The organism is Streptomyces sp. NBC_00513 (assembly GCF_041431415.1).
Taxonomy (GTDB): Bacteria; Actinomycetota; Actinomycetes; order Streptomycetales; family Streptomycetaceae; genus Streptomyces.
The window spans coordinates 3,789,781-3,816,536 of record NZ_CP107845.1 but is presented as its reverse complement, the minus strand read 5'-3'; the positions used below and the strand labels follow the sequence as shown (position 1 = coordinate 3,816,536).

The window sequence follows — 26,756 nt, the reverse complement described above, 5'->3', positions numbered from 1 at the left end:
GGCGGGCCGACCCTCCCGACGGGAGTTTTGGATCACTTCCGGGAAATCCCCCGAAACGGTCCCCGAAGCGCCCTCCGAAACGGCGCCCGACCGACCACCGAGACGGCCACCGAGACGGCGCCCGAAGCTGCCCCCGAGACGGCGCCCGAAGCGGCCACCGAGACGGCGCCCCGAGACCGGCCCCTGGGCCCCCGAAACGGCCCCCCCCGAGATCGCCCCCCGAGATCGCCCCCCGAGATCGCCTCCCGGGACCCCGGGGCCGCTCCCCGAAGAGGCCCCGCTACCTGCGACCGGCCGCGACACCCCCGACGGCCGACGAGCGGGCTTACGCCGGCGTGACCAGTCGTGTCTCGTACGCGAACACCGCCGCCTGCGTCCGGTCCCGCAGGCCCAACTTCACCAGGATCCGGCTCACATGGGTCTTGATCGTGGACTCCGCGACGACCAGCCGGTCCGCGATCTCGGCATTCGTCAGTCCCTGCGCGATCAGTATCAGGACCTCCGTCTCCCGCTCCGTCAGCTGCGCGACCCCCGCCGGATCCGAGAGGCGGGGTGACTCCGCGAGTTTCGAGAACTCCACGATCAGCCGCTTGGTCACCGAAGGTGCCAGCAACGCCTCGCCGGCCGCCACCACCCTTACTCCCTCGGCCAGTTGACGAGCCGAGGCGTCCTTCAGCAGGAATCCGGACGCCCCAGCCCGCAGGGCCTGGTACACGTACTCGTCGAGGTCGAAGGTCGTCAGGACCAGCACCTTCGCGTCCGTGTCGGCGGCCACGATCCGCCGGGTCGCCTCCAACCCGTTCATCTCCGGCATCCGGATGTCCATCAGCACCACGTCCGGCCGCAGAGCCGCCACCTGGGCGATGGCCTGGCGGCCGTCCACGGCCTCCCCGACCACCTCGATGCCCTCCATCGCGTTCAGCAGGACGGAGAAACCCTCCCTGACCATCATCTGGTCGTCGACGATCAAGACCCTGATCGTCATGCCGACGCCGCTTCCGACTCGGGACGGCTGCGCACCGGTATGAACACCGCCACCTCGAACCCACCCGCCGTCGTCTCCTGTGCCGTCATCTCCCCCTCCAACATCGCCACCCGCTCCCGCATACCGGTGATGCCGTGCCCGGCCCCCGGCGACGGGGGCACATCCGTGGTCCCCGGGCCATTGACGACCCGTATCCCCAGCCCGCCCAACACATACGACACCTCGACCCCGGCCACCGCCCCCGGAGCGTGCCGCAGGGTGTTGCTCAGGGCCTCCTGGATGATCCGGTACGCCGACAACTCCACACCCTGTGGCAGCTCCCGCACCGCACCGGTGACCGTCTTCTCCACGGTGAGCCCCGCGTCCCGCACATTGGCCAGGAGCCCGTCGAGCATGGCCAGTGTCGGCTGCGGGGCATCGGGTGCCTCGTAGTCCGCGGACCGCACCACCCCCAGCACCCGGCGCAGCTCCGTCAGCGCCGCCACGGCGTTCTCCCGGATGGTGACGAAGGCCGCCTCCAGCTCCGGCGGCGGATTCTTCACCCGGTACGGGGCCGCCTCCGCCTGGATCGCCACTACCGACATGTGGTGCGCGACCACGTCATGAAGCTCCCGCGCGATCGTCGTCCGCTCCTCCAGCAGCGTCCGCCGGTCCCGCTCCACCGCCGTGACCTCCTGCTGCGCCGAGACCTCCGCCTTGGCGTGCCGGCGTATCTGGATGCTGCTCGCGACGAGCAGGGCGAAAGCCGAGGCGACGATCATGTTCATCGAGTTCATGCCGTACCGGCCCGCGAACAGCACCTCGACCGCCATGCTGAGGGCCACCGTGAGCGCCCACATCCAGGCCGCAACCCGCGGCCCCCGCCGGAAGGTCACCAGGACCATGACCGCGATGTACGCCAGGAAACTGCCCGGGGTCCAGGGCCACGTCATCGAGGACCCGCCCACCACGGCGAGCACCAGGGTCATCGCTACCGCCGCCCACCACGCCGCAATCGGGCGGACCAGCGTCATCAGCACCGGCACCGCCGCAAGGACACCACTGGTCAGCCGGCCCGCCGAACCGAGATAGGTGTGCTGGGTCACGGACGTGAAGAACACGATGAAGAGGGCCAGCGCACCCACCTGTACGTGGCGGATCCACCCGTTGTACTGGCGTATCGACGCCGGAAGCCGGCGGACGAACCACCCCTCGGTCGTCTTCGCCGGCAACGGCCGGAACGCGAAGGCATCGGTGATGAGGTCATGGCGCAGGGTCTGGAGCAGACCCGAAACCATCCTGAATTCCGGTGTCCGGGTTGTTCCCCGGGTGGTCGTCTCGGTCACATACAGAACCGTAGGTCCGTGCACCCCCCGCCCGCGTCGCCGCTGAAGGGGATATCCCAAGGTCCCCCTCAAGTACTACGCCGACATGTCAGTAGCCCGTCGGGCGGATCAGGCCCGTCTCGTACGCGAACACCGCCGCCTGGGTCCGGTCCCGCAGGCCCAGCTTCACCAGGATCCGGCTCACGTGCGTCTTCACCGTCTGCTCGGCCAGCACCAGGTGCCCCGCGATCTCCGCGTTGGACAGGCCCTGCGCGATCAACGACAGCACCTCCGTCTCCCGCTCCGTCAGCTCGTCGATCCGCGCCCGCGAGGGGCCCCGCGGTGCGCCCATCCGCGAGAACTCCGTGATCAGCCGCTTCGTGATGTTCGGCGACAGCAGGGCCTCGCCTGCCGCCACGACCCGTACGGCCTCCGCGAGCTGATCGGCGGACGCGTCCTTGAGGAGGAATCCGGAGGCCCCGGCGCGCAGCGCCTCGTACACGTACTCGTCGAGGTCGAAGGTGGTCAGCACCAGCACCTTCACCGTGGCGGCCGGATCACCGGTGATGATCGAGGTGGCCTCGATGCCACCCATGCCGGGCATCCGGATGTCCATCAGCAGCACGTCCGGGCCCAGCTCGGAGACCTTCGCCACCGCCTCCGCCCCGTCCACCGCCTGCCCCACGACCTCTATGTCGGGCTGGGCGTTGAGGAGCACCGTGAAGCCTTGGCGGACCATCATCTGGTCGTCGGCGATCATCACCTTGATCGGTCCGATCGGGTTGTTCAGGACGGTCATCAGGCCTTCTTCGTCTCGTGCGACCCGGCAGCGAGGCTTCCGGGCGGATCCATGGGGAGGACGGCGCTCACCTCGTACCCGCCGTCGGGACTCGGCCCGGCGGCCAGTTCCCCGCCCAGCATGCCCGCCCGCTCCCGCATGCCGAGCAGCCCGTGCCCGGCCCCCGGGGACGGCGGGACGGGCCTGGTCGGCGCGCTGTTGGCGACACACAGGTGAAGTTCGCGTGGCCCGTACGCTATGCCGACCTCGACCCGTGAACCCGGCGCGTGGCGAAGGCAGTTGCTCAACGCCTCCTGCACGATCCGGTACGCGGTCAGCTCGACTCCCGGGGTCAGCGCCCGACGGATGCCCGCGACCGCGGTCGTGACCTCCAGACCGGCCCCCCGGACGTTGTCCACGAGGCTGCCCAACTCGGCCAACGTCGGTTGAGGGTGATGGGAGTCCGCCGAATCGTCGGGACTCTCCGAACGCAGCACGCCCAACACCCGGCGCAGCTCCGTCAGGGCCTCCAGGGCGTTCTCCCGGATACCGGCGAGGTTCTCCTTGAGCTCCTCGGACGGGTTCTCGACGAGGTGCGGGGCCACCTGAGCCTGGATGGAGATCACCGACATGTGGTGGGCGACGACGTCGTGCAGTTCCCGGGCGATGCGGCTGCGCTCCTCCAGCAGCGTCCGCTGCGCCCGCTCCGCCTCGGTCAGGGTCTCCTGCTCCACGAGCTTGCCGCGGGCCAGCCGCGAGGCGCGCAGCGCGTACCCGAGGAGACCGGTGAAAGCGAAGACGACCAGGGCCGCGAGGGTGCTGGTCTGGCTGCCGTCCGGCCGGCAGAGGGCCTCGGCCAGTCCGGTGCAGACGATCGGGACCGCGATGGCCGCGATGGTCACACGGGCCGGTACGCGCAAGGCGACCAGGAGGATCACCGGGGCGAAGGTGAAGAGGCCACCGGGCATCCAGGGCCACATCTGGCCCTGCCCCACGTGATCGTGGATCTCCCAGGCGGACATGCCCGCGGCGATCAGGCCGAGCCACCAGGCGGCGATGGGCCGGGACATTGCGATGGCGATGGCCGCGCCGCTCATGACCGACAGCGCCACCGGGGTACTGCCCGCCAGGCCGTAGTGGTTGAAGAGCTGACTGCCGTGGAGGAAGCTGAAGAACACCGCGGCGTAGACCAACACCACGTGCGGCAGCCGGGCCAGCCAACGGGGGCGTGACATCCGGGGCAGCGGGTCCCGCCGCAGAGTCAGGAGGTCCCGCGCAAGTCCCCTCAAGAAAGCGCGGGTTCGCACCGAGGGCGGGTCCGGGTGTTCTCTCTGCTCTTCCACGTCGTCCACCCTAGGCATGGGCGGTCTCCCTCTCGGATGCCGGCTGCGGATCCCGGGAGTCGGAGCCGACGCGGACGACGCGACCACCACGAGCGGGCTTTCCCTGTTCGTACGTCCGGAACGCGGCCCAGCACACCATCAGGGCGGCCGCGAACACCGGCAGCCACAGCAGACGAGCCGCTATCCAGACGGGGGAGTCGGGAACGGTGTGCAGACCCGGCACATCGACGGCGACCAGGAGGCCGAGAGCGGTGACGGCCATCATCGCGGTCTGGTGCCAGAGGAAGACGGTCATCGCGGACAGGTTCACCAGCGCCACCTTCGCCCAGGCCCGGGGCCGCCGCATGGCTCGGGCGAGCCGGTCGCGGACCAGGAGGGCCAACCCGCACTGGGCCACACCGAAGGCGACGGCCGCGATGGTCGGAGGGTTGAGGTTCGAGATCTCGGCGCCGGGGACGCCCACCATGGACGCCGGGTACCCGCCCCAGAGGATCAGTGCGGTGGTGGCGAGCGCGCCGCCCACCAGCAGGAGGAGGGCCGGGGTCCGGCGGGCGAAGGCCCCCCGGGACCAGGCGGCCCCCAGCGTGTACGGGACGAGCCAGCCGGCGGCGACATTGACCCAGCCGATCCACTCGGGACCCGCGAAGCCGAACCGCCAGACATCCACACCCGCCACCACCGCCGCCGGCCACAACGGGCCCAGTCGGGCCACGAGCGGGGTCGCGGCGGTGAGCGCGGCGAACACCAGCAGGAACCAGAGCGGCGACAGGACCAGCTTCACCAGCGACCTGACGGTGTCGAAGTCCACTCCACCGAGCAGCATCCCACCCGCCGTGATCGCCCACAGGGTGACGACCGCCGCCACCGGCCGGAACAACCGGCGCAGCCGCTGACCGATCCACGCCCCGTACGAGACTCCGCGCGACCGCGCCGACGCGTACCCCTGGGCCGCGACATGACCGCCGACCAGGAAGAAGACGGCCAGGGTCTGGAACACCCAGGAAACCGGAGCCAGCACGCTCATGTGGGCCAGCGGGCTTGTCGTGCTCAGACCGCCGTTGGCCGTGGTCATAGCGGTGACCAGCCAGTGGCCCAGCACCACACCGAGGATGGCGAGGGCGCGCAGGGCGTCAATGGAGCGATCCCGGGAGGCCGGGGTGGCGGCGTGGAGGCGGTCCGCGAGATCGGACCAGCGGTCGGGACGCTTACGCATGGGAGACCTCCGAGGAGTTCGGCCGCACGAGGACATCGGAAGCGGCGGCAGCGGTGACGACAGGGGTGGTGTCCGCGGAGCCCACGACGATGCGGGCCAGGCCGTCGAGGGACTCGGTACCGGGCCGCAGGTAGTCGCTGTGCCCGGCGTCACCCGCCTCGAAGGCCAGGGCGCCGAAGGCGGGATCCACCGGGTCGGTGCCGAATCCCATGGAGCCGAGCCGCACATGGGGCACATGGGCCACCCAGTCGTCGCTGCCGCGCCCGACCCAGACGCGCGCGGTGGTCGGCAGCTCGGAGACCGACCCCACCCCCGTCCCCGGGCTGCCGTACAGAACGGTGTCGGTGACCTCGGGGCCGGTCGTGGTGCGGGCGCAGACCACGGAGCCGTAGGAGTGGCACAGGAGCGATATCCGGGCGGCGGGCCGGGTGAAGCCCCGCAACTCATTCAGAAAGCGGCCCAGTTCGCTGGCGCCCTCGTCGGCGCGACCGGTGGTCAGGACCGTGGTGCTGACCGTGCCGGGGGTCTCGTACCCGAGCCAGGCGACCACGGCGGAGCGAGGATGCTCGGCCAGGAGGCGCTGCTGAAGGGCGACGGCCCCGGCACGGAACCTCTGATAGGTGTCCAGGGTGGTGTCGGAACCGGGTACCAGCACGGCCACCCGGTCCGCGGTCTCCACATCGCCGAACACCTCGACGACGCGCCCCTTCCCCCGCCCGTCGAAGCTCAGGAACCGGGCCCCGCCCGAAGGCGCCGCCATGGCCCGGAGCTTCGCCGCCCGGCCGCCGCGGCCCGCGTCCTGTGCCATCCGGGCCGCCTCCGCGAGATTGCCCTGGTTGGCGGTGTAGCGGATCCCGGCCGCGGTGCCGTCGGAGAAGGCCACCGGATTCGGGGCGGGCACGGCGGGCGTGGCGGCCGCCGACAGCGGGAACACCACGGCCGCGACGATCAGGCCGGCCAGCAGGGTGCGGCTCGTACGGCTGCCGATGCTCATGGCGTGGGTTCCTTCGGTCCGGAGGTCCAGAGAGGGGTGCGTTCTTCTGGTTCCGAAGTTAGGAATCGGGCCCCGTGGTCGGCGTCACGCTGCGGAGCCCCTTTGGTGAGTGGCTCTCAGGTATGACGGGGGCTACCTCCGAGCCACGGATCAGACCACGGATCAGACCCCGCCCGCCGATCCGATGACACATACTCCCGACAAACCGCCCACCGGGCACGTTCGTTAGGGTCCGGGGATGATCAATGACGACTGGCGCAAGGACCGCATCGGCAGCGCGCACCGGGGCGAGAACCCCACCGTGCTCCGCCGCCTCGACTCCGGCTTCGCGGTCGTCGGGGACCGGCAGTTCCTGCCCGGATACGCGGTTCTGCTGACCGACGACCCGGCCGTGACCCGGCTCTCGGACCTGCCCCCGGCACGCCGGATCGCCTACCTCACCGACCTGGAGCGGCTCGCCGAGGCCGTCGAACGCGCCTGCGCGCGCCTCGATCCGGCCTTCCGCCGCGTCAACATCGAGATCCTGGGCAACACCGACCCGTACCTCCACGCCCACATCTGGCCCCGCTACGACTGGGAAGCCGCAGACATCGTCCGACTGCCCGTCTGGCTCTACGAGGACGAGGAGTTCTGGCGCGGCGACCGCCACGCCCTGGCACCCCGCCACGACGCGCTGCGGGCCGCGATCGGCGAGGAGTTGGACGGCCTGCTCGGTCGGACCGGGCAGCAGCCCGGGGCGTCCGAACAGGCCTGACCGGTAAGCCGGGAGGAGACGGGCGGCGAGGCGGGCGGCGAGACGGGCGAGGGGACAGCAGCGAGGCGGGCGGCGCGGTCGGGGGAGCCGGTCGGGGGCGCAGGACGGACACGGTCGGGGGGCGCAGGGCGGACACGGTCGGGGGAGCCGGCCGGGGACGCGGGGCGGTCACGATCCCGCGGTTCAGTCCGCCACCAGGGGTTCCACGTAGCCCGCCCGCCAACGTGGTGCGGGATCCTGTCCGGGGCTGGTCCAGTACTCCCTGGCGCCCACGACCTCACCGTCCCGGACGGTCCACAGGGACACGGCCCGGTAGACGACATGGTCCTGGGGTATCTCCACCTCGCTGACGACGAGGTCCCCGTCGGCGAGGATGCGCAGGACCTCCACGGAGGCCTCGTCGGTGTCGGCGTCGTCGCTCAGGACGGCGATGAAGTTGGCCCGACCCACGATGCGCTCGCCGCTGACCGGCCACTCGATGACCGCGTCCTCGGCGATCAACTCGGCGACGCCGTCCCAGTCGCGTGCCTCGATCCGCTCCCACAGTCGTGCCACCACGCTCAACGGCTCCATGTGCGGCAGTTTGCGATGACGTTGACGCGCGTAACAAGCACTGCCTGCAAGGTTATTGACTTCGACACAAACGCCCGCGCCTACCCCCTCTCATACCTGAGAGGGGGGATCGCGGACCCCGTCAACTCACGCCGAAGGCTTCCGTCGGGCAGCAACCGGAGCCGACTGACCCCGCCGGGGGCGCAGGTCGCAGGGGCTCCGGAGGTGACGGTCGAGGCGGCCAGTTCCACCGCGTCGCCACCGCCGAGGAGGGTGGCCCGCCAAGTGCAGGAGTAGCCCGGGTCCTCGACCCGGAGGTTCATGACGGGGTCGCCGACCGCGCCGGGGGTCAGGGTGAGGTGCCAGGTTGCGGTCCCGGACGTCGCCCGCCAGGCGCCGGCGTAGGAATCGGGCAGCGCCGCCGTCGCGGGTCCGGCCGCGGCACTGCCGGTGCCCGCAGTCTCGGTGCCCGCAGTGTCGGTGCCCGCAGTGTCGGTGCCCGCAGTGTCGGTGTCCGCGCCGGCGCCGGTATCCGCGGTGCCGGTATCCGCGGTGCCGGTCCTCGGGGCGGCGGCCGCGGACGGCGCGGCGCCGGCACCGCTCGCCACCGGTCGGGCGACGGGCGAAACAGCCCCGGGATCCGCGCTCATCACCGTGTGAACCGTGGCCCCCGACGCGACGGCGACGACCGCCGCCACCGCCGCCAGGAAGGCCGTCGAGGCGCGGCGCGGTCGGGCCCCGGGCGCGCGGTGCGGCCTGGGCGGCGGCGCCGGGGACTGCCCGGGTACGGGCCCGTACGCCGCTCCGTACACCGCCCCCAGCGTCGGCGGGAGCACCGGCCCGGGCGCCGCCCCGAACCCCGCCGCCCCGAACCCCGACGCCCCGAAGTCCGCCGCCCCATCGTGCGCCCGCTCGCCTGCCCCGTCGCGCGCCCCCTCACCGGCCGCATGGACCGCCCCCTCGCCCGCCCCGTACGCCGGCGGGTGTGCGGGCCTCGGGGGTGGCGGTCGGTCCGGGCCGGCGTCCTCGCGGTCGAGGAGCGCCACCGCGTGCCGGCCGAGCAACGCCACCAAGGGCGTCGGCAGCCACGGCTCCAGGGCCCGCCCGTCGGCCACGGTGTCCCCGGCGCCGACCCGGGCCGACACTTCCGCGGACGTCGGCCGCGCGGCCGGATCCTTGAGCAGGCAGGCCCGTACGAGGTCGAGCAGATCGGCGGTCACGCCGGCCAGGTCGGCTTCCGCTTCGGCGACGCGCAGGAGTAACCCGGCCGCGCCGCCGGGCTGTTGCGTGTCCCCGAAGGGCAGTCGGCCGGTGGCCGCGTACGCCAGGACCGCGCCCAGGCGGAACACGTCACAGGCCGGCGTGACCGGCTCGCCGCGCACCTGTTCGGGAGCCATGAAGCCGGGGGAGCCGACGAGGACCCCCGGCCGGGTGAGACCTTGATCGGAGGCGTCCGGGCCGTCCGGGGCATCCGGATCGTGCGGCGCCCGGGCGATGCCGATGCCGATGACGCGGGGGCCGTCGAGCGTGAGCAGCACGTTGGAGGGGTTCAGGTCGCGGTGGATCAGCCCGGCGCGGTGGATGTCCCGGAGGGCGTACGCGAGGCCGGTCGCGAGGATCCGTACGGTACGAGCCGGCAGCGGCCCGAAGTCCCGGGCCACGGCCCGGCGCAGGCTGGGGCCGGCGACGTGGCCGGTGGCGAACCAGGGCACCCGGGCCTCCGTGTCGGCGTCGAGGACGGGAGCGGTCCAGTCGCCGCCGACACGGCGGGCGGCGGCGACCTCCTGCCGGAACCTGACGCGGAACTCCTCGCGGAGGGCGAGGTCGGGATGGACGAGCTTGACCGCGACGGTGCGACCGCGGTCGGAACGGGCGAGGTAGACCTGACCCGTGCCGCCGGCGCCGAGCCGGGAGAGCAGACGGTAGGGGCCGATGCGGTGGGGGTCGGCGGGGTCGAGTGGTTCCATGCCGGGTGGTCCCTCCCACGGGGGGTGGCCGGACGGGCCGAGCGTGGCGCGGTGTGCTCCGCGTGGGGAGGGACGGTGTCCGGGCGGGCCGTGGTTGCGGCGTTCCGCGGTTCCCGGTCCCGGGATTCCGTTTGTGGGGCCGCGGGGCGCGGCCCCACCGCCGGGCACGGTCAGGACGGGCCGGCGGCGCCCCCCGGCGCGGCACCTCTCGGCGCGGCATCCCCCGGCGCGGCGCCCCCCGGCGTGACATCCCCAACAGAGACATCCCGGACCGAGACATCCCCGTCCTCGGATTCCCCGATCCCGGCGTCCCCGGTCCCGGATTCCTCGAACCCGGCCTCCCCGTCCGCGGGATCGCCGAGGGTGTCCAGGGCCGCCGCCAGGCGTTCGAGGACGCGGGCCGTCTCCGCGAAGGCGGACTCGCCCAGTTCGGCGGCGAGTCGGGCGGCCAGGGTGGCGTGGCCCGGGGCGATGCGCGCGATGGCGGCCCGACCGGCCTCCGTCGGACGCAGCAACTTCGCCCGCCGGTGGGCCGGGTTGGGGACGTATTCCGCGAGGCCGCCCGCCGCCAACAGGTCCGCGACGCGCTGGACGCTCTGGCGGGTGATGCCCATGGTCCGGGCGATGCCCGCGACGGGCAGTGGCTCCCGGAGCACCGCGCCCAGGACCTGCCAGCGGGCCGCGGTCAAGCCGGCCGGGCGGGCCAGTTCCTCCGAGACGGCGAGGAACTGGCCGTTCAGCCGGAACACCCCGAGCGCCGTACGGCTCAGCAGGTCCTGCCGGGCGCGCCCGGAAAGCCCCTCGGCCGCCGCCCCGGCCCCGTCCACTGCCGCCTCCTCCTGCCCGGGCACCGACTCCTGCCCGGGCACCGACTCCCGCCCGCGCGCCGACTCAGGCATCGCCGGCTTCCGCCGCCGCCATCAGAACCGGGAACGCGCTCGCGTCCGAGTCGTGGAAGAGCCGGTACCAGGCGTCCAGTACATCGGGCTTGTACACGTCCAGCCGGGCGAACACCTCGCGGGCGAATGCCACCGGCTCGGTCGGGCCCGCCGTGATCAGGTCGCCGTCCGTGACCGCGTCGGCCTCGACGTAGTTCGCGCCGCCCCCGTACCCGGGCTGCGCCCCCAGGTACTCGGCGGCTCCGCTGGTGTGCGGGCGGCCGTCCAGCAGGCCGACCCGGGCGAGGCCCGCAGTGGCTCCGCAGATCGCCGCGACCGGGACCCCGGCCGCCAGGAACTCGCGGGCCTTCGCCGCGAACGGCGCCAGCTCGTCCCCGGTGTCCCAGAGCGCCGCCCCCGTGAGGATGAGCAGGGAGGAGTCCTCGGGGCGCAGGTCGGCGAGGGCCTGATCGGGCAGGACGCGGAGGCCGCCCATGGTGGTGACCGGAGTGTCGGCTGTGGCGCCGACCGTGCGGACCTCGTGGCCGCGCTGGGTGAGGTGCGCGGTGGTGTGGCCGGTCTCCCAGTCCGCGTACGTGTCGTAGACCGCGAGGTGGACGGGCTTGCGCGGGGTCTCGCTCATGGTGCTCGCCTCCGTGTGTGGGTGTGCGTGCCTGTACGAGGTGCTCGATGTCCTGCGGTGCGAGGGCGGGTGGTCCGTCACCCGAGGGCGGATGGTCCGTTACCCGAGGGCGGGCGGTCCGTCACCCGAGGGCGGGTGGTCGCTCTTCGACCGTCACCCCCTCGCCACGACAGAATCCTGTCATGACGACAGCATGCTGTCAATGGGTCCCGGTCCGGTGCAGACAGACTGCCGAGGGGCGACCCCCACCCCCATACAGTCCGCCGATATCCCTCCCCACCTGCGCACTTCTAGCGTGAACGCATGACCCCTCATGTCACCGGCGCCTCCGTCAAGGCCGCCGACCGCGCCCACGTCTTCCACTCCTGGTCCGCCCAGGCCCTGATCGACCCGCTCGCCATTGCCGGGGCCGAGGGGTCGTACTTCTGGGACTACGACGGCAACCGCTTCCTCGACTTCTCCTCCCAACTGGTGAACACCAACATCGGCCACCAGCACCCCAAGGTCGTCGCCGCGATCCAGGAGCAGGCCGCCCGGCTCTGCACCCTCGCGCCCGGCTTCGCCGTCGACGTCCGCTCCGAGGCCGCACGCCTCATCGCCGAGCGGACCCCCGGCGACCTCGACAAGATCTTCTTCACCAACGGCGGCGCCGAGGCCGTGGAGAACGCCGTACGCATGGCCCGGCTGCACACCGGCCGTCAGAAGGTGCTGTCCACCTACCGCTCCTACCACGGGGCCACGGCCGCCGCGATCAACCTCACCGGCGACCCGCGCCGCTGGCCCTCGGACACCGCCGCGGCCGGCGTCGTGCACTTCTGGGGTCCGTTCCTCTACCGCTCGCCCTTCCACGCCACCACCGAGGCCGAGGAGTGCGCCCGCGCCCTGACCCACCTCGCCGACACCATCGCCTTCGAGGGCCCGGCGACCATCGCCGCGATCATCCTGGAGAGCGTCCCCGGCACCGCCGGGATCATGACCCCGCCGCCGGGGTACCTGGCCGGCGTCCGCGAGCTCTGCGACCGCAACGGCATCGTCTTCATCCTCGACGAGGTCATGTCGGGCTTCGGCAGGACCGGCAAGTGGTTCGCCGCCGACCACTGGGACGTCACCCCCGACCTGATCACCTTCGCCAAGGGCGTGAACAGCGGCTACGTGCCGCTCGGTGGCGTGGCCATCTCGGCCGCCATCGCCGAGACTTTCGCCACGCGCCCCTACCCGGGCGGCCTGACGTACTCCGGCCACCCCCTGGCCTGCGCCGCCGCCGTCGCGACGATCAACGCGATGGAGGAGGAGGACGTCGTCGGGAACGCCGCCCGGATCGGGGAGCGGGTGATCGGACCGGCGCTCGCCGAGATGGCCGAGCGGCACCCCTCGGTCGGGGAGGTCCGGGGGCTGGGCGCGTTCTGGGCGCTGGAGCTCGTACGGGACAAGTCGACGCGGGAGCCGCTGGTTCCGTACAACGCGGCCGGTGCGGACAACGCGCCGATGGCCGAGTTCGCGGCCGCCTGCAAGGCGTCCGGTCTGTGGCCTTTTGTCAACATGAACCGGACACATGTCGTGCCTCCGTGCACGATCACGGAAACCGAGGCCAAGGAGGGTCTGGCCCTGCTGGACGCGGCGCTGGAGGTGGCCGACCGGCACACGGTCGACGCGTAGGGATGCGGACGGAGGTCGTCCGGATATCGGGCGTCATATCCGTATACCGGCCACAAACCGTTCGGTTTCGGCCGCGCTGCCTGGCCTAAGGTGTCCGAAGTTCTACGGAGGAGACGGACCCCTATGCCAGGCAGCGGAGCTGTCACCCGCAACACACTTCGCCGGCAGATCGCGGACGCGCTGCGTGACGAGGTGCTGGCGGGCCGCCTGCCCCCGGGGACCGAGTTCACGGTCAAGCAGATCGCCGAGCAGTACGAGGTCTCCGCGACCCCGGTGCGCGAGGCGCTCGTCGACCTCTCGGCGCAGGGGCTGTTGGAGTCCGTGCAACACCGGGGGTTCCGGGTCCGGACCTACTCCGTCGACGACTTCCGGGGCATGATCGAGGCCCGGATGCTGATCGTGGACGGGATATTCCGCCGGCTCGTCGAACGCGGCACCGGACCCGGGGCGGGCGAGATGCTCGTCTCCGTGCGACGCCGGGGCGAAGAGGCGCGACGGGCCGCGCAGAGCGGTTCGCTCGAAGTGCTGATCGGCTACGACCTGCGCTTCTGGCGGGAGTTGAGCGGGCTGGTCGGCAACACCTACATATCCGAGTTCCTGCACCGGATACGCGTGCAGTGCTGGGTCTTCTCCGTCCCCCACCTCCAAGGCGCGCCGGACATGCGCAGCGCCCTGTGGGACGGCCACCGCGAACTGGTGGAGGCGGTCACGCGGGCGGACGCGACGGAGGTGCGCCGACTCGTGCACGCGTACAACCAACACGGCCTGGACTGGGCGGCCGGACTGTAGCCGCCCCCGCCGGACCGTGGCCGCGCCGGGCGCGCCGGGCCCGGCGCCCGGGCCCGGTCGAGGGTCGGCGGAGGCCGCAGGTTCTGCGGACCCCTTCGCTGAGCGTGTCCGGCGCACTACGCTGGCGGAATCGGCGGCAACGACTGATCGGAGCCCGAGTGGCCTGTGACCTGTGGCTGGTTCCCCTTGTCGACGTGCTGTGCCACAGCCCCGACAACCCCTTCGCGGAAGAGATCGCCTCGTACGACAAGGCGTTGGGCGCGGCGGGACTTCCGTCCGTGCCCGTGTTCGCGTACATGCCGGGGCTCTCCGGCGACGTCGCGCCGGTGGCCGGTTTCGACTACGACGCCCTGCACTTCCTGCGGAGGGCGTACCTGCTCCAGATCTGCGGACTGCCGGTGACCCCGGTGGACGAGCTGGGCGGGGACTACGAGCAACTCCTGGAGATGTTCGAGTCGACGGCGCAGCAGTCGCACCTGGTGTGGCACTACGACCACGCGGGTGCGTACGTGCCGGTGGACTTCGCGGCTCCGCTGGCCAACGAGGAGCTGCTGGCCGGGGGCGGCCCGCTGGGATCCGCCCAGGGGCTGCTGCGGGAGCTGGCCCTGGTCGCTCCCGCGATCGGGATAGACCCGGGGAACCCGCCGGCGGCGCCCGCTCCGCCGGGGCGGCCGACGTCCCTGGAGGAGCCCGCCGGGCCGATCCCGTACGACGACAGTCCGTTCGCGCGGGAGCGACACGTGTGGCTGGGGTTGCACGCGGCGGCGACGCGCAGCCTGGGCCAGGGCTCGATGATCATCTTCAGCTGACCGGCGACCGGCGACCGGCGACCGGCGGTCAGTGACCCGTGACCGGCGACCGGCGCGACCGGGCGGCCAGTGACCTGTGGTTGTCCCGACCCGACCCGACCCGACCCGACCCGACCCGACCCGACCCGACTCGACCCGTCCGCCGGGGCGGGCCCCCGTTCTCAGCGGGGCTGCTCCGGCGGCCGCTGGCGGGGCATGTTCGGGCGGGTGCCCGGCGGGAGCGGGAACCGAGCGGCCGGGACGCCCGGGTCGGTACGGGCCGGGGACGTGGTCAGGGACTGCATCACCAGCGGCGCCGGTCCGGCCCGGAACTCCACCATCCAGTCCGCCGTCTCCGAGCGGACCAGATCCGTGACGTCCTCCGAGAAGCGCCGCAGCACCGTCAGGCACCGCTCCGCCGCCTCGCTCGCCGTGCCCTCCGTGGGGCCCAGCACCTCCCGCACGTTCTCCGAGGCCCAGTCGAACTGCAGCGCCTGGAGTCGCCGCTGCACGGCCTGGGCCGTGGCGACGTCCCGCATCCACCCCGAGGTCAGACCGAAGAACCGGTCGCAGGCCAGGCAGGCGGCGGCCAGCAGCAGGCACAGGTACCCGTACGAGGACGCGCCCGGCGCCGAGCCCGTCAGCTCCAGCAGTGGCATGGCGGCACCCGTCACGGCTCCCGCCGCGGCGCCGGCCCGCAGGGCACGGGCACCCCGCCGCTTCCACGCCCGGTCGGCCAGATACCACTCGGCGGTGCGCAGCGCATCCGCCTCGACCCGTCGGTAGAGCTCGTCGAGCCGCTCGGCGGGCTCGCCCCAGTCCCCGAGAGGGAACGGTCGCCCGGTCAGGTCGCCGTCCTCTGCGGGATCCCGGGGTGGCCCCTCGGGCTGCATCTCCGGCTGACTCACCGGGCACTCCCTCTGCCTGCGCTGACGTGTCGTGGTGCGCGTGTGCGCAATGGTGCGCATGCTCTTCCTACCTTCGAATGACACGCGATGGACGACGAATCCCGGGTTTTCCGCTCGCAAGGAGGTCTCCATCAGGTACGCGCGCCCCCCGTCTCTCACTCGAAAGAGTTGGTCCTCACGGCGTAGGGCGCGCCGCGCGGGGAGCACGTAGGCTCGGATTGACCAAGCGTTCCCAAGGTGTGGAGTGAGTGCCCTGTGATTTCCGGTGGTGGCCAGCCCGACATGCAGCAGCTGCTCCAGCAGGCCCAGAAGATGCAGCAGGACCTCGCCGCGGCCCAGGAGGCGCTGGCCGAGGCAGAGGTCGAGGGACAGGCGGGCGGTGGCCTGGTGAAGGCCACCGTCAACGGTTCCGGTGAGCTGCGCGCGCTCGTGATCGACCCGAAGGCCGTGGACCCCTCGGACACCGAGACCCTCGCCGACCTGGTGGTCGCGGCGGTCCAGGCGGCCAACGAGAACGCCCAGGCGCTCCAGCAGGAGAAACTGGGCCCCCTGACCGCGGGTCTGGGCGGCGGCGGCATTCCGGGCCTGCCGTTCTAGACCCTTTCCGGCCCTCGCGGCCGGACCGTGAAACCCCACAGCGAAAGAAGGCAGTCCGTTGTACGAAGGCGTGGTCCAGGACCTGATCGACGAACTGGGCAGGCTGCCCGGCGTCGGGCCCAAGAGCGCGCAGCGGATCGCCTTCCACATCCTGCAGGCGGAACCCACCGACGTCCGTCGCCTCGCGCACGCGCTGCTCGAAGTGAAGGACAAGGTCCGCTTCTGTGCGGTGTGCGGGAACGTGGCGCAGGAGGAGCGGTGCGGGATCTGCCGTGACCCCCGCCGCGACACGACGGTCATCTGTGTCGTGGAGGAGCCCAAGGACGTCGTCGCGGTCGAGCGGACCCGCGAGTTCCGGGGCAAGTACCACGTACTCGGCGGGGCGATCAGCCCGATCGAGGGCGTCGGTCCGGACGACCTGCGGATCCGTGAGCTGCTGACGCGCCTGGCGGACGGCACGGTGACCGAGCTGATCCTGGCCACGGACCCGAACCTGGAGGGCGAGGCGACCGCCACCTACCTCGCCCGCATGATCAAGCCCATGGGCCTGAAGGTCACCCGCCTGGCCAGCGGGCTCCCCGTCGGGGGAGATCTGGAGTACGCGGACGAGGTCACGCTGGGGCGGGCCTTTGAAGGAAGGCGACTTCTCGATGTCTGACGCAACGCTGCACGCCCTGGGTCAGGATCCGGACGACTTCGCGGTCCAGATCGCGGACCAGATCGAGTCCTTCATCGTCGCGGTCACCGAGGTGGCCAAGGGCGAGGACCCGGACAGCGCCGTGCCCTTCCTCCTCCTGGAGGTTTCGCAGCTGCTGCTGGCGGGCGGCAGGCTGGGCGCGTACCAGGACGTCCTGCCCGACGAGCGTTACGAGCCGGACCTCGGGCCGGAGCCGGACGTGGACGAGCTGCGCGAGCGGTTCGCGTACATGCTGGACCCGGTCGACGTGTACTCCGAGGTCTTCGACCCGTACGAGCCGCGCAAGGCCCCGGTCGCGCACCGGATCTCCGACGACCTGGCGGACGTGGTCGCCGACCTGCGGCACGGGTTGGCGCACTACCGGGCGGGCCGGACGACCGAGGCGCTGTGGTGGTGGCAGTTCTCGTACTTCTCCAACTGGGGCTCGACGGCCTCGGCGACCCTGCGCGCGCTCCAGTCGCTCGTGGCCCACGTACGGCTGGACCAGCCGCTGGAGGAGCTCGACGGTCTGGACACCGACGAGGACCTGACCGAGGAGGATCTCGCGGAGCAGGCGGGGCGGGTGATGGTCGAGGAAATCGCAGGTCCGCTGGGTCTGGGCGGCAAGCGGGCCCGCGGCGCGAGCGAACCCATTCTTTGATCGTTTAGTCTCATGATGTGGTACGAAGCGGTCGGATCGCGGCCGCTCGTTAGACTGCACCAGCAATGAGACGGACTGAGCGAGGAGCGCACGTGGGCCTTGTCGTGCAGAAGTACGGAGGTTCCTCCGTAGCGGATGCCGAAGGCATCAAGCGTGTCGCCAAGCGAATCGTGGATGCCAAGAAGAACGGCCACCAGGTGGTCGTCGTGGTTTCCGCGATGGGCGACACGACGGACGAGCTGATCGATCTCGCCGAGCAGGTGTCCCCGATGCCTGCCGGCCGCGAATTCGACATGCTGCTGACCGCCGGAGAGCGGATCTCCATGGCCCTACTGGCCATGGCGATCAAAAACCTGGGCCACGAGGCCCAGTCGTTCACGGGCAGCCAGGCAGGTGTCATCACCGACTCGGTGCACAACAAAGCACGCATCATCGATGTCACGCCGGGTCGTATCCGCACCGCGCTGGACGAGGGCAACATCGCCATCGTCGCCGGTTTCCAGGGCGTGTCGGCGGACAGCAAGGACATCACCACCCTCGGACGGGGCGGCTCGGACACGACCGCCGTGGCGCTCGCCGCGGCGCTCGACGCCGAGGTCTGCGAGATCTACACCGATGTCGACGGCGTCTTCACCGCGGACCCCCGCGTCGTGAAGAAGGCCAGGAAGATCGACTGGATCTCCTCCGAGGACATGCTGGAGCTGGCGGCCTCCGGTTCCAAGGTGCTGCTGCACCGCTGCGTCGAGTACGCACGCCGCTACGACATCCCGATCCACGTCCGGTCGTCCTTCTCCGGACTGCCGGGCACCTGGGTCAGCAACGAGAATCCGCAAGGGGACGAGCCGGTGGAGCACGCCATCATCTCCGGAGTCGCTCATGACGTCTCCGAAGCCAAGATCACGGTCGTAGGCGTTCCGGACAAGCCGGGCGAGGCCGCGGCGATCTTCCGCGCCATCGCGGACGCCGAGATCAACATCGACATGATCGTGCAGAACGTGTCCGCCGCCTCCACGGGCCTGACGGACATCTCCTTCACCCTCCCCAAGACCGAGGGCCACAAGGCCATCGACGCCCTGGAGAAGGCGAAGGGCGCGATCGGCTTCGAGTCCCTGCGCTACGACGACCAGATCGGCAAGATCTCCCTGGTCGGCGCGGGCATGAAGACCAACCCGGGCGTCACCGCCTCGTTCTTCCAGGCCCTGTCCGACGCGGGCGTGAACATCGAGCTGATCTCCACCTCGGAGATCCGCATCTCGGTCGTCACCCGCCAGGACGACGTCAACGAGGCCGTCCGCGCCGTGCACACGGCCTTCGGTCTCGACTCCGACAGCGACGAGGCCGTCATCTACGGGGGCACCGGACGATGACGCCGATCCGGTCGACCCCGGCACCGGCACTCGCCGTGGTCGGGGCGACCGGAGCGGTCGGTTCGGTCCTGCTCGGGATCCTGTCCCAGCGGGCCGACGTCTGGGGCGACATCCGCCTGATCGCCTCCCACCGCTCGGCCGGCCGTGTGCTGGCCGTGCGCGGGGAGGAGATCGAGGTGCTCGCCCTCACCGAGGACGCCTTCGACGGCCTCGGCCCGGGCGACGTCGTGATCTTCCTGACCCCGGCCCACGTGTCGGCGCGCTGGGCGCCCGTCGTCACCACGCGCGGCGCGGTGGCCGTGGACCAGTCGCCCGCCTTCCGGGACGACCCCGAGGTGCCGCTGGTGGTGCCCGAGGTGAACGGCCACGCCGTACGGATGCGGCCGCGCGGCATCGTGGCGGGCCCGGACTGCGTGACCGCCTCGATGATCGCCGCGCTGGGCGCGCTGCACGCCGAGTACGGGCTGGCCGACCTGGTCGTCTCCTCGTACCAGGCCGCGAGCGCCGCGGGCCGGGGCGGATCCGAGGCGTTGCGCCGCCAGGTGTCGCTGGTGGCGGGGACCTCCCTGGGGGAACAGCCCGGGGACGTGCGCCGTGCCGTGGGCGAGGACACCGGCCCCTTCGCGGCCCCGCTCGCCCTGAACGTGGTGCCCTGGTCCGGTGAGCTGCGCGAGGACGGTTGGTCCTCGCACGAGCTGGCCGTACGGGCGGAGACCCGGCGGATCCTCGACCTCGCCGACCTGCCGATCGCGGTGACCTGCGTACAGGTCCCGGTGGTGACCGGGCACTCCCTGTCGGTGCGGGCCCGGTTCGAGCGCGAGGTGGACGCCGCGCACGCGCGGGAGATCCTGGAGGCGGCGCCCGGGGTGGTCCTGGTGGACGAGCCCGCCGCAGGGGAGTTCCCCACTCCCGTGGACGCGGCCGGCACGGATCCGGCCTGGGTGGGACGGGTGCGGGCCTCGCTCGACGACCCGCGGGCCCTGGAGTTCTTCGTTTGTGCGGACAATCTCCGCAAAGGTGCGGCCCTGAATGCGACGCAGATCTCGGAACTGATTGCGGGTGAATTTGCGTAATTCGCTTTGTAGGATCGGTGTCGATCCCTTGATCAAGGTGATGGCCCGACTGCCGCCTGGATAAATGGGGCAACCGGGAAGAGCGGGTACGCATGAGCGCAATGGGGATATTGCCGGAAACTCTGGCTCGCGCGTACAACCCTGACGGGGGGACGCGTGTCCAACTGGCGTGGCAGAGGCATTGCTCGACTTCACCGTCATACCGGTGCGTACCGGGATCATTCCCCCGCGCCGGCGATCGGACGTGCCCGGCGGCCTTCCTGTGATCGTGCCCGTTCCGCCGGTGGGCGCGGCGACGCCCACGCCGTCCGTCGTACCGACCCGGGGCGGCCGCGTGCCCTCACCCCGGGATAGCGCAGGCGCCCCCGGGAGCGACACCGCCGACGACACCGCGAACAAGGGCGCCCCGAACGCGGTCGAGCCGGACACCGCGCGGATCGGCCCGGCGGACCCGGACGCCGCGGGCACGGACACCGAGAAGGTGGTCGTGGCCGGCACCACGGTGGACCACCTCACCGAGACGTACCAGGCCCACTACCGCTCCCTCCTGGGCCTGGCCGCACTGCTCCTCGACGACACCGCCTCCTGCGAGGACGTGGTCCAAGAGGCCTTCATCCGCGTCCACTCGGCCCGCAACCGGGTCCGGGACCGCGACAAGACCCTGGCCTACCTGCGCCAGACCGTCGTCAACCTCTCCCGTTCCGCGCTGCGCCGCCGCATCCTCGGCCTGAAGCTGCTGTCCAAGCCGATGCCGGACATGGCCAGCGCGGAAGAGGGCGCCTACGACCAACTGGAACGGGACGACCTGATCAAGTCCATGCGGGGACTCCAACGACGCCAGCGCGAGGTGCTCGTGCTGCGCTACTTCGCGGACATGACGGAGGTTCAGGTCGCCGAGACGCTCGGCATATCGCTCGGCTCGGTGAAGGCGTACGGATCGCGGGGCATTGCCGCGCTGCGGGTGGCGATGGAGGCTGCGCAGTCATGATGGACGACCGGAAGAACGACGCCGAAGGCGCCGACGAACAGGCGCTGCGAAGCCTGCTGAGCGGAGCCGTCCAAAGCCTGGAGCCGTCCGAGGGAGCGCTGGAGCGACTGCGGTACGCCGTCCCCGCGCGCCGGGCCCGCAAACGGCAGGTCCTCGTCTGCGCCGCCGCCGCGGCCGTACTCGCCGGGGCGGCCGTCCCGACCGCCCTGCACCTGACCGGAGCCCAGGGCTCCGCCACGGACCACTCCACCATGGCCGGACACGGGCAACAGCAGGACGGCGCCAACGGGGGCACCTCCGACCCGCACCAGAACGGCTCGGGCAAGTCCGCCGCCCAGCCCACCTTCCATCCGGGGGCCGGCCAGACCGCCGGCGGCACACCGTCCCCGAGGCCGAGCGGCTCCCCCTCGGACAGCGTCGTGGCAGGCCCGTCCGGCACGGCCTCCGCCGGCGCCGCGAGCGGTTCGGACATCACCCCGCGGCCCCCGGTGGGCGCGGCCGGCGCGGTGCCCGGCTGCTCCGCCGACCAGCTGGGGGTGCTGGGCAGCGCCCGCGCCCCCCGGGCCGACGGCAAGGTGTACGGCAGTTTCAAGGTCACCAACGTCTCCGGCCGGGACTGCACGGTCACCGGCCCGGACACCGTCACCGCCGCCTCCGTGGCGAGGTCGGCCCCGCCCGCGCAGGGCTCCGGGGTCACCGTGCTCAGCCACACCGCCGGGGACCCGGCGAGCGAACTGCTGCCCGATCCGGCCGTCGAGTCCGCCTCGGTGGTCCTCGAACCGAACGCCGCGTACGAGGTGCGGTTCGCCTGGGTGCCCTCGGCCCAGTCCTGTCCGGCGGCATCCGCCGGACCCACGGGCAGGCCCCCGGCGGGCGGTACGGGCGAGCCGCCGGCCGGCACCCAGGGCGCCGGCGCCGACGGGGCGGCGGCCTCGGACCCGGTGAACGGCGGCGCCGGCGCGGACCCGGCGGGCGTGGCCGTGTCCCACACCCCCGAGGCGGGGGCTCCGACCACGCAGACGACGATCCCCGACGCCTGCGGCGGGACGGTCTACCGGACGGGCGCTATCGCGCTGGGGGCGTCGACGCGGTAGCGGCGGGGGCCGGATCCGCGGCGACCGGCTCCGCCGGCAGCAGGCCCGCCTCCGTGTCCCGCAGGGTCTCCACCTCGCGCCGGTAGAGCCGGAACCACATGAAGAGCACGAACGCGGCGAAGACGAACCACTCGCCGGTGTAACCGAGGTTCTGGAAGGCCTTGAGGTCCAGCCCGGTGTTGGTCGGCGCCTTCGCGGGCACCGCGACCATCCCGTCCGACGGGGTCTGCACCGTCAGCCAGGCGTCGTACAGCGGCTCCTGCACCATGTTGACGAGCGTCGCCGCACCGATCACCCCGAGCTGACCGGCCGGCAGACCGCCCTGGGAGTACACGCCCTTGGTCCCGGAGTTCTCCGACGCCTGGAGCGCCCCGGTCACCTCGACCCGCCCGCCCGGCGCGGCCGGCGCCTTCGCCGGGTCCGCGGTGCCCGGGAGCCAGCCCCGGACCACGGGGACGGCCTTGCCGGAGTCGGTCTTCAGCAGGGTCAGGACGTAGAAGCCGGACTTCCCGTCGAGCTGCCGTTCCGGGACGAGCAACTGCCGCCCGTACACACCCGACACCGAGGCCGGCCGGCCGGAGGTCCCGGTGTCCACCGGCAGCAGCGAGTCCAGCGGCGCGGCCGCCCGCTCGGCGGGCCGTGCGGAGGACGCCTCCCGATGGGTGTCGACGCGGTCCTCGAACCGGCCGAGCTGCCAGGTCCCCATGAACAGGCAGAAGGGGACGCCGAGCGCGACGAAGACGTTGATCCCCCACCAGCGCGGGGTCAGGAGAAACCGGTGCACCCCACCACGGTACGGGGGGTGCACCGGTCATCGGCTGCCGGGTCAGGCCGGAAGGTGCTTCAGCGCGAACTCCAGATCCATCCGCACCTGCTTGATCCGCTCCTCCACGACCAGCGAACCGTGCCCGGCGTCGTACCGGTACACCTCGTGCACCGCCCCGCGCGCCGCGAGGCGGTCCACGTAGTTCTCGATCTGCCGGATCGGGCAGCGCGGGTCGTTGAGACCCGCCGCGATGTGCACGGGCGCCTTCACCGAGTCCACGTACGTCAGCGGGGAGGACGCCTCGAAACGGTCCGGGACCTCCTCCGGCGTGCCGCCGAAGAGGGTGCGGTCCAGGGACTTCAGCGCCTCCATCTCGTCGTGGTACGCCGTCACGTAGTCCGCGACCGGCACCGCCGCCAGCCCCACGGCCCAGGCGTCCGGCTGGGTCCCCAGGCCCAGCAGCGTCAGGTACCCGCCCCACGAGCCGCCGGACAGCACCAGCCGCGCCGGATCCGCGAGACCGGACTCCACGGCCCACTCCCGGACGGCCGCGATGTCCTCCAGCTCGATCAGACCGACCCGGTGCTTGAGGGCGTCGGTCCACTCGCGCCCGTAGCCCGTCGAACCGCGGTAGTTGACCCGGACCACCGCGAAGCCGTGGTCGAGCCAGGCCGCCGGGGTCGCCAGGAAGGAGTCGCTGTCGTGGTGGGTGGGGCCGCCGTGGATCTCGAAGATCGTCGGGAAGGGGCCGTCCCCGCGGCCCGTCGGCCGCTGCGCGAGCGCGTGGATCCGGCCACCCGGACCCTCCACCCACACGTCCTCCACCGGCACCGAGCCCGGCGGCCGGAAACCGGGCGGGTCCAGTACGACGCCCCCCGCGGTGGACCGCACGGTCGCCGGTTCGGCCGCCGAGGACCACTGGTACTCCACCGACCCGTCCGGGCGGGCCGTCGCACCGGACACCGAGCCGGGGGGAGTCTCCACCGCGGCGAGGGACCGCGAGGCCAGGTCGTAGCGCCACAGCTCGCCGCGCGCCTCGAAGTCGTGCGACACCAGCAGGGCCGAACCGTCCGGGTACCACTCGGCGGCCACGTCGCCCGGCAGCTCGATCCCCAGCTCGGTCTCGGTACCCGTGGCCACGTCCCAGATCATCGGCTCCCAGCGGCCGCGCCGCTGGTGGGCGACGAGCAGCCGGGTGTCGCCGGCGACCGGGGCGAAGCCGAGCACGCCCAGCCCCAGCTCCACCGTGCCGCCCTTGGAGTCGTCGAGCTCCGCGACCGCGGCGCCGTCGAGGGTGACGACGCGCAGCGCCGAGTGCATCGCGTCGCCGTGCTCGGTGTGCTCGATGACCAGCAGGGTCCCGTCGCGGGACAGGTCGCCCACGCCGGCGGACTCGTGGTGCCGGTAGATCACGGCCGGCGCGCCGCCGCCCGGCCGGACGACGTGGACGGTGGTGCCCTCCTCGTCGGTGGACCGGCCGACGACCGCGGTCCCGTCCCGCCCGATGGCGAGTCCGGCGGGGTACGAGGGCTCCAGACCGGGCGTGGCCGGCGTGTCGGGGCCGCCCGCGAACGGCTGGCGGACCCAGGTGCCGAACTCGTCACCGTCGGTGTCGGAGAACCACCAGATCCACTCGCCGTCGGGGGAGAGGGTGCCGTCGGTGGTGCCGTTCGGACGGTCCGTGGCCTGACGCCGGGTGTCGGTGGCGCGGTCCCAGGCGTACAGCTCGTAGGTCCCGGTCGCGTTGGAGACGAACAGGGAACGGTCCGGGGCGTCCTCGGCCCACTCGGGCAGCCCGACGCGCGGGGCCCGGAAGCGCTTCTCCCAGTCGGGCATGGCGGGCGTGTCTGCGAAGGCGTCTGCGTCAGTCATGCCCCCCATGTAACCCGATCGGCGCTGTCGGATGGTCCCGGCGGCCGGAAGGCGGCAGCGTGGGCGGGGATCCCACCCGCCGTCCTCAAGGAGGAACGATCATGGCGAAGCAGCCCAAGGAGCAGTCCGACATGTCGGGCGACAGCGGCTCCTCGCGTTCGCGGATGTCGAAGAGCTCGGACCAGCAGAGCAAGGGCAGGATCGAGGACATCGCCGAGGCCCAGGCCCGGGCGATGGACGAGGACGCGCGCCGTTCGCGGGGAATGAAGCCCCCGTCGTTCGGATCGCAGCGCGGCGGCTGAGCCCACCGAACGGGTGACGGGCCCTGCGGATGCCTCCCCGGCACAGCGGAGGGACAGTGGAGTACGTACGTCTTTCCGTGCTCCGAGGAGGAGTGTCATGGCCAAGAAGGCTCGCGGCGGACATCACGGCCACCAGGATTCCGAGCGCGCGATGGCGAAGAACACGGCGGCCGAGGCCCGCGCCAAGGCCGCGGTCAGGGATGTGCAGTCGATCTCCGCGAAGACCCGGGGCATGCAGCAGAAAGCCCAGGCCAAGCGCGGCTGAGCGGCCACTCGGCGTCGTTCACGGCGCCGCTCCGCCGCCGTCACCCCGTCACCGGCCCGCGGTTTCCCACCGGAAACCGCGGGCCGTCGGCGTTCGGGCGGCGGTGGAGCGGCGGTGGAGCGGCGCCTCGCCCCGGTCCCGCCGCCCCGGCCCGCCTGAGGTCCGTCCGACCGCCCCCGGTCGTACGCTGACGCCATGCGGATGATCGTCCGGGGCGCCCGGCTGTTGACCGACCACCACACCGCCGGCGGCGACGGACTCAGCGACGTGGAAGTCGCGGAGGACGGCCGGATCGCCCGCGTCGTCCCGCACGACGACCAGAAGGAGCCACCCGCCACCGGCGTCCTGATCCAGGCGCACGGCGACCTGCTCGCCGCCCCCTTCGTCGAGCCGCACATCCACCTCGACACCGCCCTGACCGCCGGCGAGCCGCGCCCGAACGCCTCCGGCACCCTCTGGGAGGGCATCGCCTGCTGGAGCGAACGCAAACGGACCCTGACCCGCGAGGACGTCATCGCCCGCGCCACCGAGGTGCTGCGCTGGCAGGCGGCCCAGGGCGTGCTGCACGTACGCACCCACTGCGACACCACCGACCCCGGGCTCACCGCACTCGACGCGCTGCTGGAGGTCCGGGACCGGGTACGGGACGTCATGACCCTGCAGATCGTCGCCTTCCCGCAGGAGGGCATCGTCTCCTTCCCCGACGGCGAGGCGCTGCTGCGCGAGGCGGTACGGCGCGGCGCGGACGTGGTCGGCGCGATCCCGCACTTCGAGGACACCCGTGAGGACGGGGTGGCCTCCCTCGGCATCGCCTTCGCGCTCGCCGAGGAACAGGGCCTGCGCGTCGACGCGCACTGCGACGAGATCGACGACGAACAGTCCCGGTTCGTGGAGGTCCTGGCCACCCTCGCGCTGCGCACGGGGCTGCGCGAACGCGCGACGGCCTCCCACACGACCGCCATGGGTTCCTACGGCGGCGCGTACAGCTTCAAACTCCAACGGCTGCTGTCCCGCGCCGGGATCAACCTCGTCTCCAACCCGTTCGCGAACCTCAACCTCCAGGGCCGCTTCGACGCCTATCCCAAGCGGCGCGGCCTCACCCAGGTCAAGGAGATGCTGGCGGCCGGGGTGAACGTGGCCTTCGGCCACGACGACGTGATGGACCCCTGGAACGCGCTGGGCACCGGCAACCCGCTCCAGACCGCGCTCGTCGGCGCGTACGCCGCCCAACTCACCGGGGCCGACGAGATCCCCCGCGCCTTCGAGATGGTGACGGAACGCGCCGCGCGGGTGCTCGGCCTGTCCACGACCGAGTACGGCATCACCCCGGGCGCCCCGGCCTCCTTCGTCCTGCTGCCCGCCGAGTCGCCCACCGAGGCGATCCGCCGCCAGGTCCGACCCCGGTACGTCGTCTCGCGCGGCACCGTCCTCGCCGAGAACCCGCCCGCCCCGACCCGCCTGCTGTCCTGGCCCGGCGAACCGGGCCCGTCGGAGGTGGACTTCAGACGCCGGTGAGTCGCCGCTCGGGCGCGGCGACGTGCAC

The 26,756-nt window shown here is 72.2% G+C and carries 26 protein-coding genes and 1 pseudogene; 14 read left to right on the top strand and 13 right to left on the bottom strand.

Going from position 1 to position 26,756, the window contains the following annotated elements; all coding sequences use genetic code 11:
* Window positions 1-325: 325 nt before the first annotated feature.
* The 6 genes from OHA84_RS17580 to OHA84_RS17555 form a co-directional block, all read right to left on the bottom strand.
* Entirely contained in the window at window positions 326-985 is a 660-nt protein-coding gene (locus OHA84_RS17580) for a response regulator transcription factor (RefSeq protein ID WP_053676953.1), read from the bottom strand.
* Complete coding sequence (locus OHA84_RS17575) at window positions 982-2,262, bottom strand: histidine kinase (RefSeq protein ID WP_266948309.1); 1,281 nt, start codon at window positions 2,260-2,262, stop codon at window positions 982-984. The genes OHA84_RS17580 and OHA84_RS17575 overlap by 4 nt, the downstream gene beginning before the upstream one ends.
* A gap of 136 nt (window positions 2,263-2,398) precedes the next feature.
* Window positions 2,399-3,088, bottom strand: a complete 690-nt coding sequence (locus tag OHA84_RS17570; protein ID WP_266970860.1) for a response regulator transcription factor — start codon at window positions 3,086-3,088, stop codon at window positions 2,399-2,401.
* A complete protein-coding gene (locus OHA84_RS17565; RefSeq protein WP_266970862.1) occupies window positions 3,088-4,302 on the bottom strand; it encodes a sensor histidine kinase in 1,215 nt (404 codons plus the stop codon). The genes OHA84_RS17570 and OHA84_RS17565 overlap by 1 nt, the downstream gene beginning before the upstream one ends.
* A 118-nt stretch (window positions 4,303-4,420) precedes the next feature.
* The gene (locus tag OHA84_RS17560; protein ID WP_266970864.1) at window positions 4,421-5,623 is read right to left on the bottom strand and encodes an acyltransferase; all 1,203 of its coding nucleotides are present in this window, start codon (window positions 5,621-5,623) and stop codon (window positions 4,421-4,423) included.
* A complete protein-coding gene (locus OHA84_RS17555; RefSeq protein WP_266970866.1) occupies window positions 5,616-6,617 on the bottom strand; it encodes an alpha/beta hydrolase in 1,002 nt (333 codons plus the stop codon). Before OHA84_RS17555 ends, OHA84_RS17560 begins: the two co-directional genes overlap by 8 nt.
* A gap of 238 nt (window positions 6,618-6,855) precedes the next feature.
* Here OHA84_RS17555 and OHA84_RS17550 point away from each other — a divergent pair, with 238 nt between their 5' ends.
* Window positions 6,856-7,371: an HIT family protein gene (locus tag OHA84_RS17550; protein ID WP_371591403.1), complete on the top strand. Its 516-nt coding sequence runs from the start codon at window positions 6,856-6,858 to the stop codon at window positions 7,369-7,371.
* Window positions 7,372-7,554: 183 nt separating this feature from the next.
* Here the strand turns inward: OHA84_RS17550 and OHA84_RS17545 are convergent, their stop codons facing one another.
* From OHA84_RS17545 to OHA84_RS17530, 4 genes and pseudogenes are all read right to left on the bottom strand, one after another.
* Window positions 7,555-7,944: a nuclear transport factor 2 family protein gene (locus OHA84_RS17545; RefSeq protein WP_053676948.1), complete on the bottom strand. Its 390-nt coding sequence runs from the start codon at window positions 7,942-7,944 to the stop codon at window positions 7,555-7,557.
* Window positions 7,945-8,024: 80 nt separating this feature from the next.
* Complete coding sequence (locus OHA84_RS17540) at window positions 8,025-9,890, bottom strand: serine/threonine-protein kinase (RefSeq protein ID WP_266970867.1); 1,866 nt, start codon at window positions 9,888-9,890, stop codon at window positions 8,025-8,027.
* A 350-nt stretch (window positions 9,891-10,240) separates the two neighbouring features.
* A pseudogene (locus OHA84_RS17535) lies at window positions 10,241-10,789 on the bottom strand (MarR family winged helix-turn-helix transcriptional regulator); the annotation flags it as partial.
* Entirely contained in the window at window positions 10,782-11,411 is a 630-nt protein-coding gene (locus OHA84_RS17530; RefSeq protein ID WP_266948296.1) for a DJ-1/PfpI family protein, read from the bottom strand. The gene OHA84_RS17530 and the pseudogene OHA84_RS17535, both read right to left, overlap by 8 nt.
* Window positions 11,412-11,714: 303 nt before the next feature.
* Here OHA84_RS17530 and OHA84_RS17525 point away from each other — a divergent pair, with 303 nt between their 5' ends.
* The 3 genes from OHA84_RS17525 to OHA84_RS17515 all read left to right on the top strand — a co-directional run bounded on the left by OHA84_RS17525 (window position 11,715) and on the right by OHA84_RS17515 (window position 14,665).
* Window positions 11,715-13,067: an aspartate aminotransferase family protein gene (locus tag OHA84_RS17525; RefSeq protein WP_266970869.1), complete on the top strand. Its 1,353-nt coding sequence runs from the start codon at window positions 11,715-11,717 to the stop codon at window positions 13,065-13,067.
* Window positions 13,068-13,190: 123 nt separating this feature from the next.
* Window positions 13,191-13,856: a GntR family transcriptional regulator gene (locus tag OHA84_RS17520; RefSeq protein WP_053676944.1), complete on the top strand. Its 666-nt coding sequence runs from the start codon at window positions 13,191-13,193 to the stop codon at window positions 13,854-13,856.
* A 158-nt stretch (window positions 13,857-14,014) separates the two neighbouring features.
* Window positions 14,015-14,665 (top strand): hypothetical protein, encoded by a 651-nt coding sequence (locus OHA84_RS17515; RefSeq protein ID WP_053676943.1) that lies wholly within the window; start codon window positions 14,015-14,017, stop codon window positions 14,663-14,665.
* A gap of 161 nt (window positions 14,666-14,826) precedes the next feature.
* Here OHA84_RS17515 and OHA84_RS17510 read toward each other — a convergent pair whose 3' ends face one another.
* Window positions 14,827-15,552: an SLATT domain-containing protein gene (locus OHA84_RS17510; protein ID WP_199826477.1), complete on the bottom strand. Its 726-nt coding sequence runs from the start codon at window positions 15,550-15,552 to the stop codon at window positions 14,827-14,829.
* A gap of 255 nt (window positions 15,553-15,807) precedes the next feature.
* On the opposite strand from OHA84_RS17510, the gene OHA84_RS17505 reads away from it, so the two are divergent.
* From OHA84_RS17505 to OHA84_RS17475, 7 genes are all read left to right on the top strand, one after another.
* Window positions 15,808-16,149 (top strand): YbaB/EbfC family nucleoid-associated protein, encoded by a 342-nt coding sequence (locus OHA84_RS17505; protein WP_266970871.1) that lies wholly within the window; start codon window positions 15,808-15,810, stop codon window positions 16,147-16,149.
* Window positions 16,150-16,207: 58 nt separating this feature from the next.
* Window positions 16,208-16,807, top strand: coding sequence for a recombination mediator RecR (recR, locus tag OHA84_RS17500; protein ID WP_053676940.1), 600 nt, complete (start codon window positions 16,208-16,210; stop codon window positions 16,805-16,807).
* Window positions 16,800-17,486 carry a DUF5063 domain-containing protein gene (locus OHA84_RS17495; protein WP_053676939.1) on the top strand — a complete coding sequence of 229 codons (687 nt, stop codon included), beginning with the start codon at window positions 16,800-16,802 and terminating at the stop codon, window positions 17,484-17,486. The genes recR and OHA84_RS17495 overlap by 8 nt, the downstream gene beginning before the upstream one ends.
* Window positions 17,487-17,578: 92 nt before the next feature.
* Window positions 17,579-18,853: an aspartate kinase gene (locus tag OHA84_RS17490; protein ID WP_053676938.1), complete on the top strand. Its 1,275-nt coding sequence runs from the start codon at window positions 17,579-17,581 to the stop codon at window positions 18,851-18,853.
* Window positions 18,850-19,926, top strand: a complete 1,077-nt coding sequence (locus OHA84_RS17485) for an aspartate-semialdehyde dehydrogenase (RefSeq protein WP_266970874.1) — start codon at window positions 18,850-18,852, stop codon at window positions 19,924-19,926. The genes OHA84_RS17490 and OHA84_RS17485 overlap by 4 nt, the downstream gene beginning before the upstream one ends.
* A 436-nt stretch (window positions 19,927-20,362) precedes the next feature.
* Complete coding sequence (locus OHA84_RS17480) at window positions 20,363-20,914, top strand: SigE family RNA polymerase sigma factor (RefSeq protein WP_053676978.1); 552 nt, start codon at window positions 20,363-20,365, stop codon at window positions 20,912-20,914.
* Window positions 20,911-22,008 carry a hypothetical protein gene (locus tag OHA84_RS17475; protein ID WP_266970878.1) on the top strand — a complete coding sequence of 366 codons (1,098 nt, stop codon included), beginning with the start codon at window positions 20,911-20,913 and terminating at the stop codon, window positions 22,006-22,008. Before OHA84_RS17480 ends, OHA84_RS17475 begins: the two co-directional genes overlap by 4 nt.
* Here the strand turns inward: OHA84_RS17475 and OHA84_RS17470 are convergent.
* Window positions 21,980-22,792 carry an SURF1 family protein gene (locus OHA84_RS17470; RefSeq protein WP_266970880.1) on the bottom strand — a complete coding sequence of 271 codons (813 nt, stop codon included), beginning with the start codon at window positions 22,790-22,792 and terminating at the stop codon, window positions 21,980-21,982. The two genes, OHA84_RS17475 and OHA84_RS17470, sit on opposite strands and share 29 nt — an antisense overlap.
* A gap of 42 nt (window positions 22,793-22,834) precedes the next feature.
* On the bottom strand, window positions 22,835-24,655 hold the full coding sequence (locus OHA84_RS17465; protein WP_053676934.1) for a prolyl oligopeptidase family serine peptidase: 1,821 nt from the start codon (window positions 24,653-24,655) through the stop codon (window positions 22,835-22,837).
* A gap of 92 nt (window positions 24,656-24,747) precedes the next feature.
* On the opposite strand from OHA84_RS17465, the gene OHA84_RS17460 reads away from it, so the two are divergent.
* The 3 genes from OHA84_RS17460 (at window position 24,748) to codA (ending at window position 26,728) form a co-directional block, all read left to right on the top strand.
* Window positions 24,748-24,948 carry a hypothetical protein gene (locus OHA84_RS17460; RefSeq protein WP_266970883.1) on the top strand — a complete coding sequence of 67 codons (201 nt, stop codon included), beginning with the start codon at window positions 24,748-24,750 and terminating at the stop codon, window positions 24,946-24,948.
* A 97-nt stretch (window positions 24,949-25,045) separates the two neighbouring features.
* A complete protein-coding gene (locus tag OHA84_RS17455; protein ID WP_159041327.1) occupies window positions 25,046-25,213 on the top strand; it encodes a hypothetical protein in 168 nt (55 codons plus the stop codon).
* A gap of 195 nt (window positions 25,214-25,408) precedes the next feature.
* The gene (gene codA, locus OHA84_RS17450) at window positions 25,409-26,728 is read left to right on the top strand and encodes a cytosine deaminase (RefSeq protein ID WP_266970886.1); all 1,320 of its coding nucleotides are present in this window, start codon (window positions 25,409-25,411) and stop codon (window positions 26,726-26,728) included.
* Window positions 26,729-26,756 lie beyond the last annotated feature (28 nt).

Excerpts from the sequence above, each read along its gene's own strand:
- OHA84_RS17555 (WP_266970866.1), bottom strand. The coding sequence starts at position 6,617 with ATGAGCATCGGCAGCCGTACGAGCCGCACCCTGCTGGCCGGCCTGATC.
- codA (WP_266970886.1), top strand. The coding sequence starts at position 25,409 with ATGCGGATGATCGTCCGGGGCGCCCGGCTGTTGACCGACCACCACACC.
- OHA84_RS17455 (WP_159041327.1), top strand. The coding sequence starts at position 25,046 with ATGGCCAAGAAGGCTCGCGGCGGACATCACGGCCACCAGGATTCCGAG.
- OHA84_RS17580 (WP_053676953.1), bottom strand. The coding sequence starts at position 985 with ATGACGATCAGGGTCTTGATCGTCGACGACCAGATGATGGTCAGGGAG.
- OHA84_RS17545 (WP_053676948.1), bottom strand. The coding sequence starts at position 7,944 with ATGGAGCCGTTGAGCGTGGTGGCACGACTGTGGGAGCGGATCGAGGCA.
- OHA84_RS17530 (WP_266948296.1), bottom strand. The coding sequence starts at position 11,411 with ATGAGCGAGACCCCGCGCAAGCCCGTCCACCTCGCGGTCTACGACACG.
- OHA84_RS17485 (WP_266970874.1), top strand. The coding sequence starts at position 18,850 with ATGACGCCGATCCGGTCGACCCCGGCACCGGCACTCGCCGTGGTCGGG.
- OHA84_RS17570 (WP_266970860.1), bottom strand. The coding sequence starts at position 3,088 with ATGACCGTCCTGAACAACCCGATCGGACCGATCAAGGTGATGATCGCC.
- OHA84_RS17575 (WP_266948309.1), bottom strand. The coding sequence starts at position 2,262 with ATGGTTTCGGGTCTGCTCCAGACCCTGCGCCATGACCTCATCACCGAT.
- OHA84_RS17550 (WP_371591403.1), top strand. The coding sequence starts at position 6,856 with ATGATCAATGACGACTGGCGCAAGGACCGCATCGGCAGCGCGCACCGG.
- OHA84_RS17475 (WP_266970878.1), top strand. The coding sequence starts at position 20,911 with ATGATGGACGACCGGAAGAACGACGCCGAAGGCGCCGACGAACAGGCG.
- OHA84_RS17465 (WP_053676934.1), bottom strand. The coding sequence starts at position 24,655 with ATGGGGGGCATGACTGACGCAGACGCCTTCGCAGACACGCCCGCCATG.
- OHA84_RS17560 (WP_266970864.1), bottom strand. The coding sequence starts at position 5,623 with ATGCGTAAGCGTCCCGACCGCTGGTCCGATCTCGCGGACCGCCTCCAC.
- OHA84_RS17540 (WP_266970867.1), bottom strand. The coding sequence starts at position 9,890 with ATGGAACCACTCGACCCCGCCGACCCCCACCGCATCGGCCCCTACCGT.
- OHA84_RS17495 (WP_053676939.1), top strand. The coding sequence starts at position 16,800 with ATGTCTGACGCAACGCTGCACGCCCTGGGTCAGGATCCGGACGACTTC.
- OHA84_RS17460 (WP_266970883.1), top strand. The coding sequence starts at position 24,748 with ATGGCGAAGCAGCCCAAGGAGCAGTCCGACATGTCGGGCGACAGCGGC.
- OHA84_RS17565 (WP_266970862.1), bottom strand. The coding sequence starts at position 4,302 with ATGTCACGCCCCCGTTGGCTGGCCCGGCTGCCGCACGTGGTGTTGGTC.
- OHA84_RS17520 (WP_053676944.1), top strand. The coding sequence starts at position 13,191 with ATGCCAGGCAGCGGAGCTGTCACCCGCAACACACTTCGCCGGCAGATC.
- OHA84_RS17525 (WP_266970869.1), top strand. The coding sequence starts at position 11,715 with ATGACCCCTCATGTCACCGGCGCCTCCGTCAAGGCCGCCGACCGCGCC.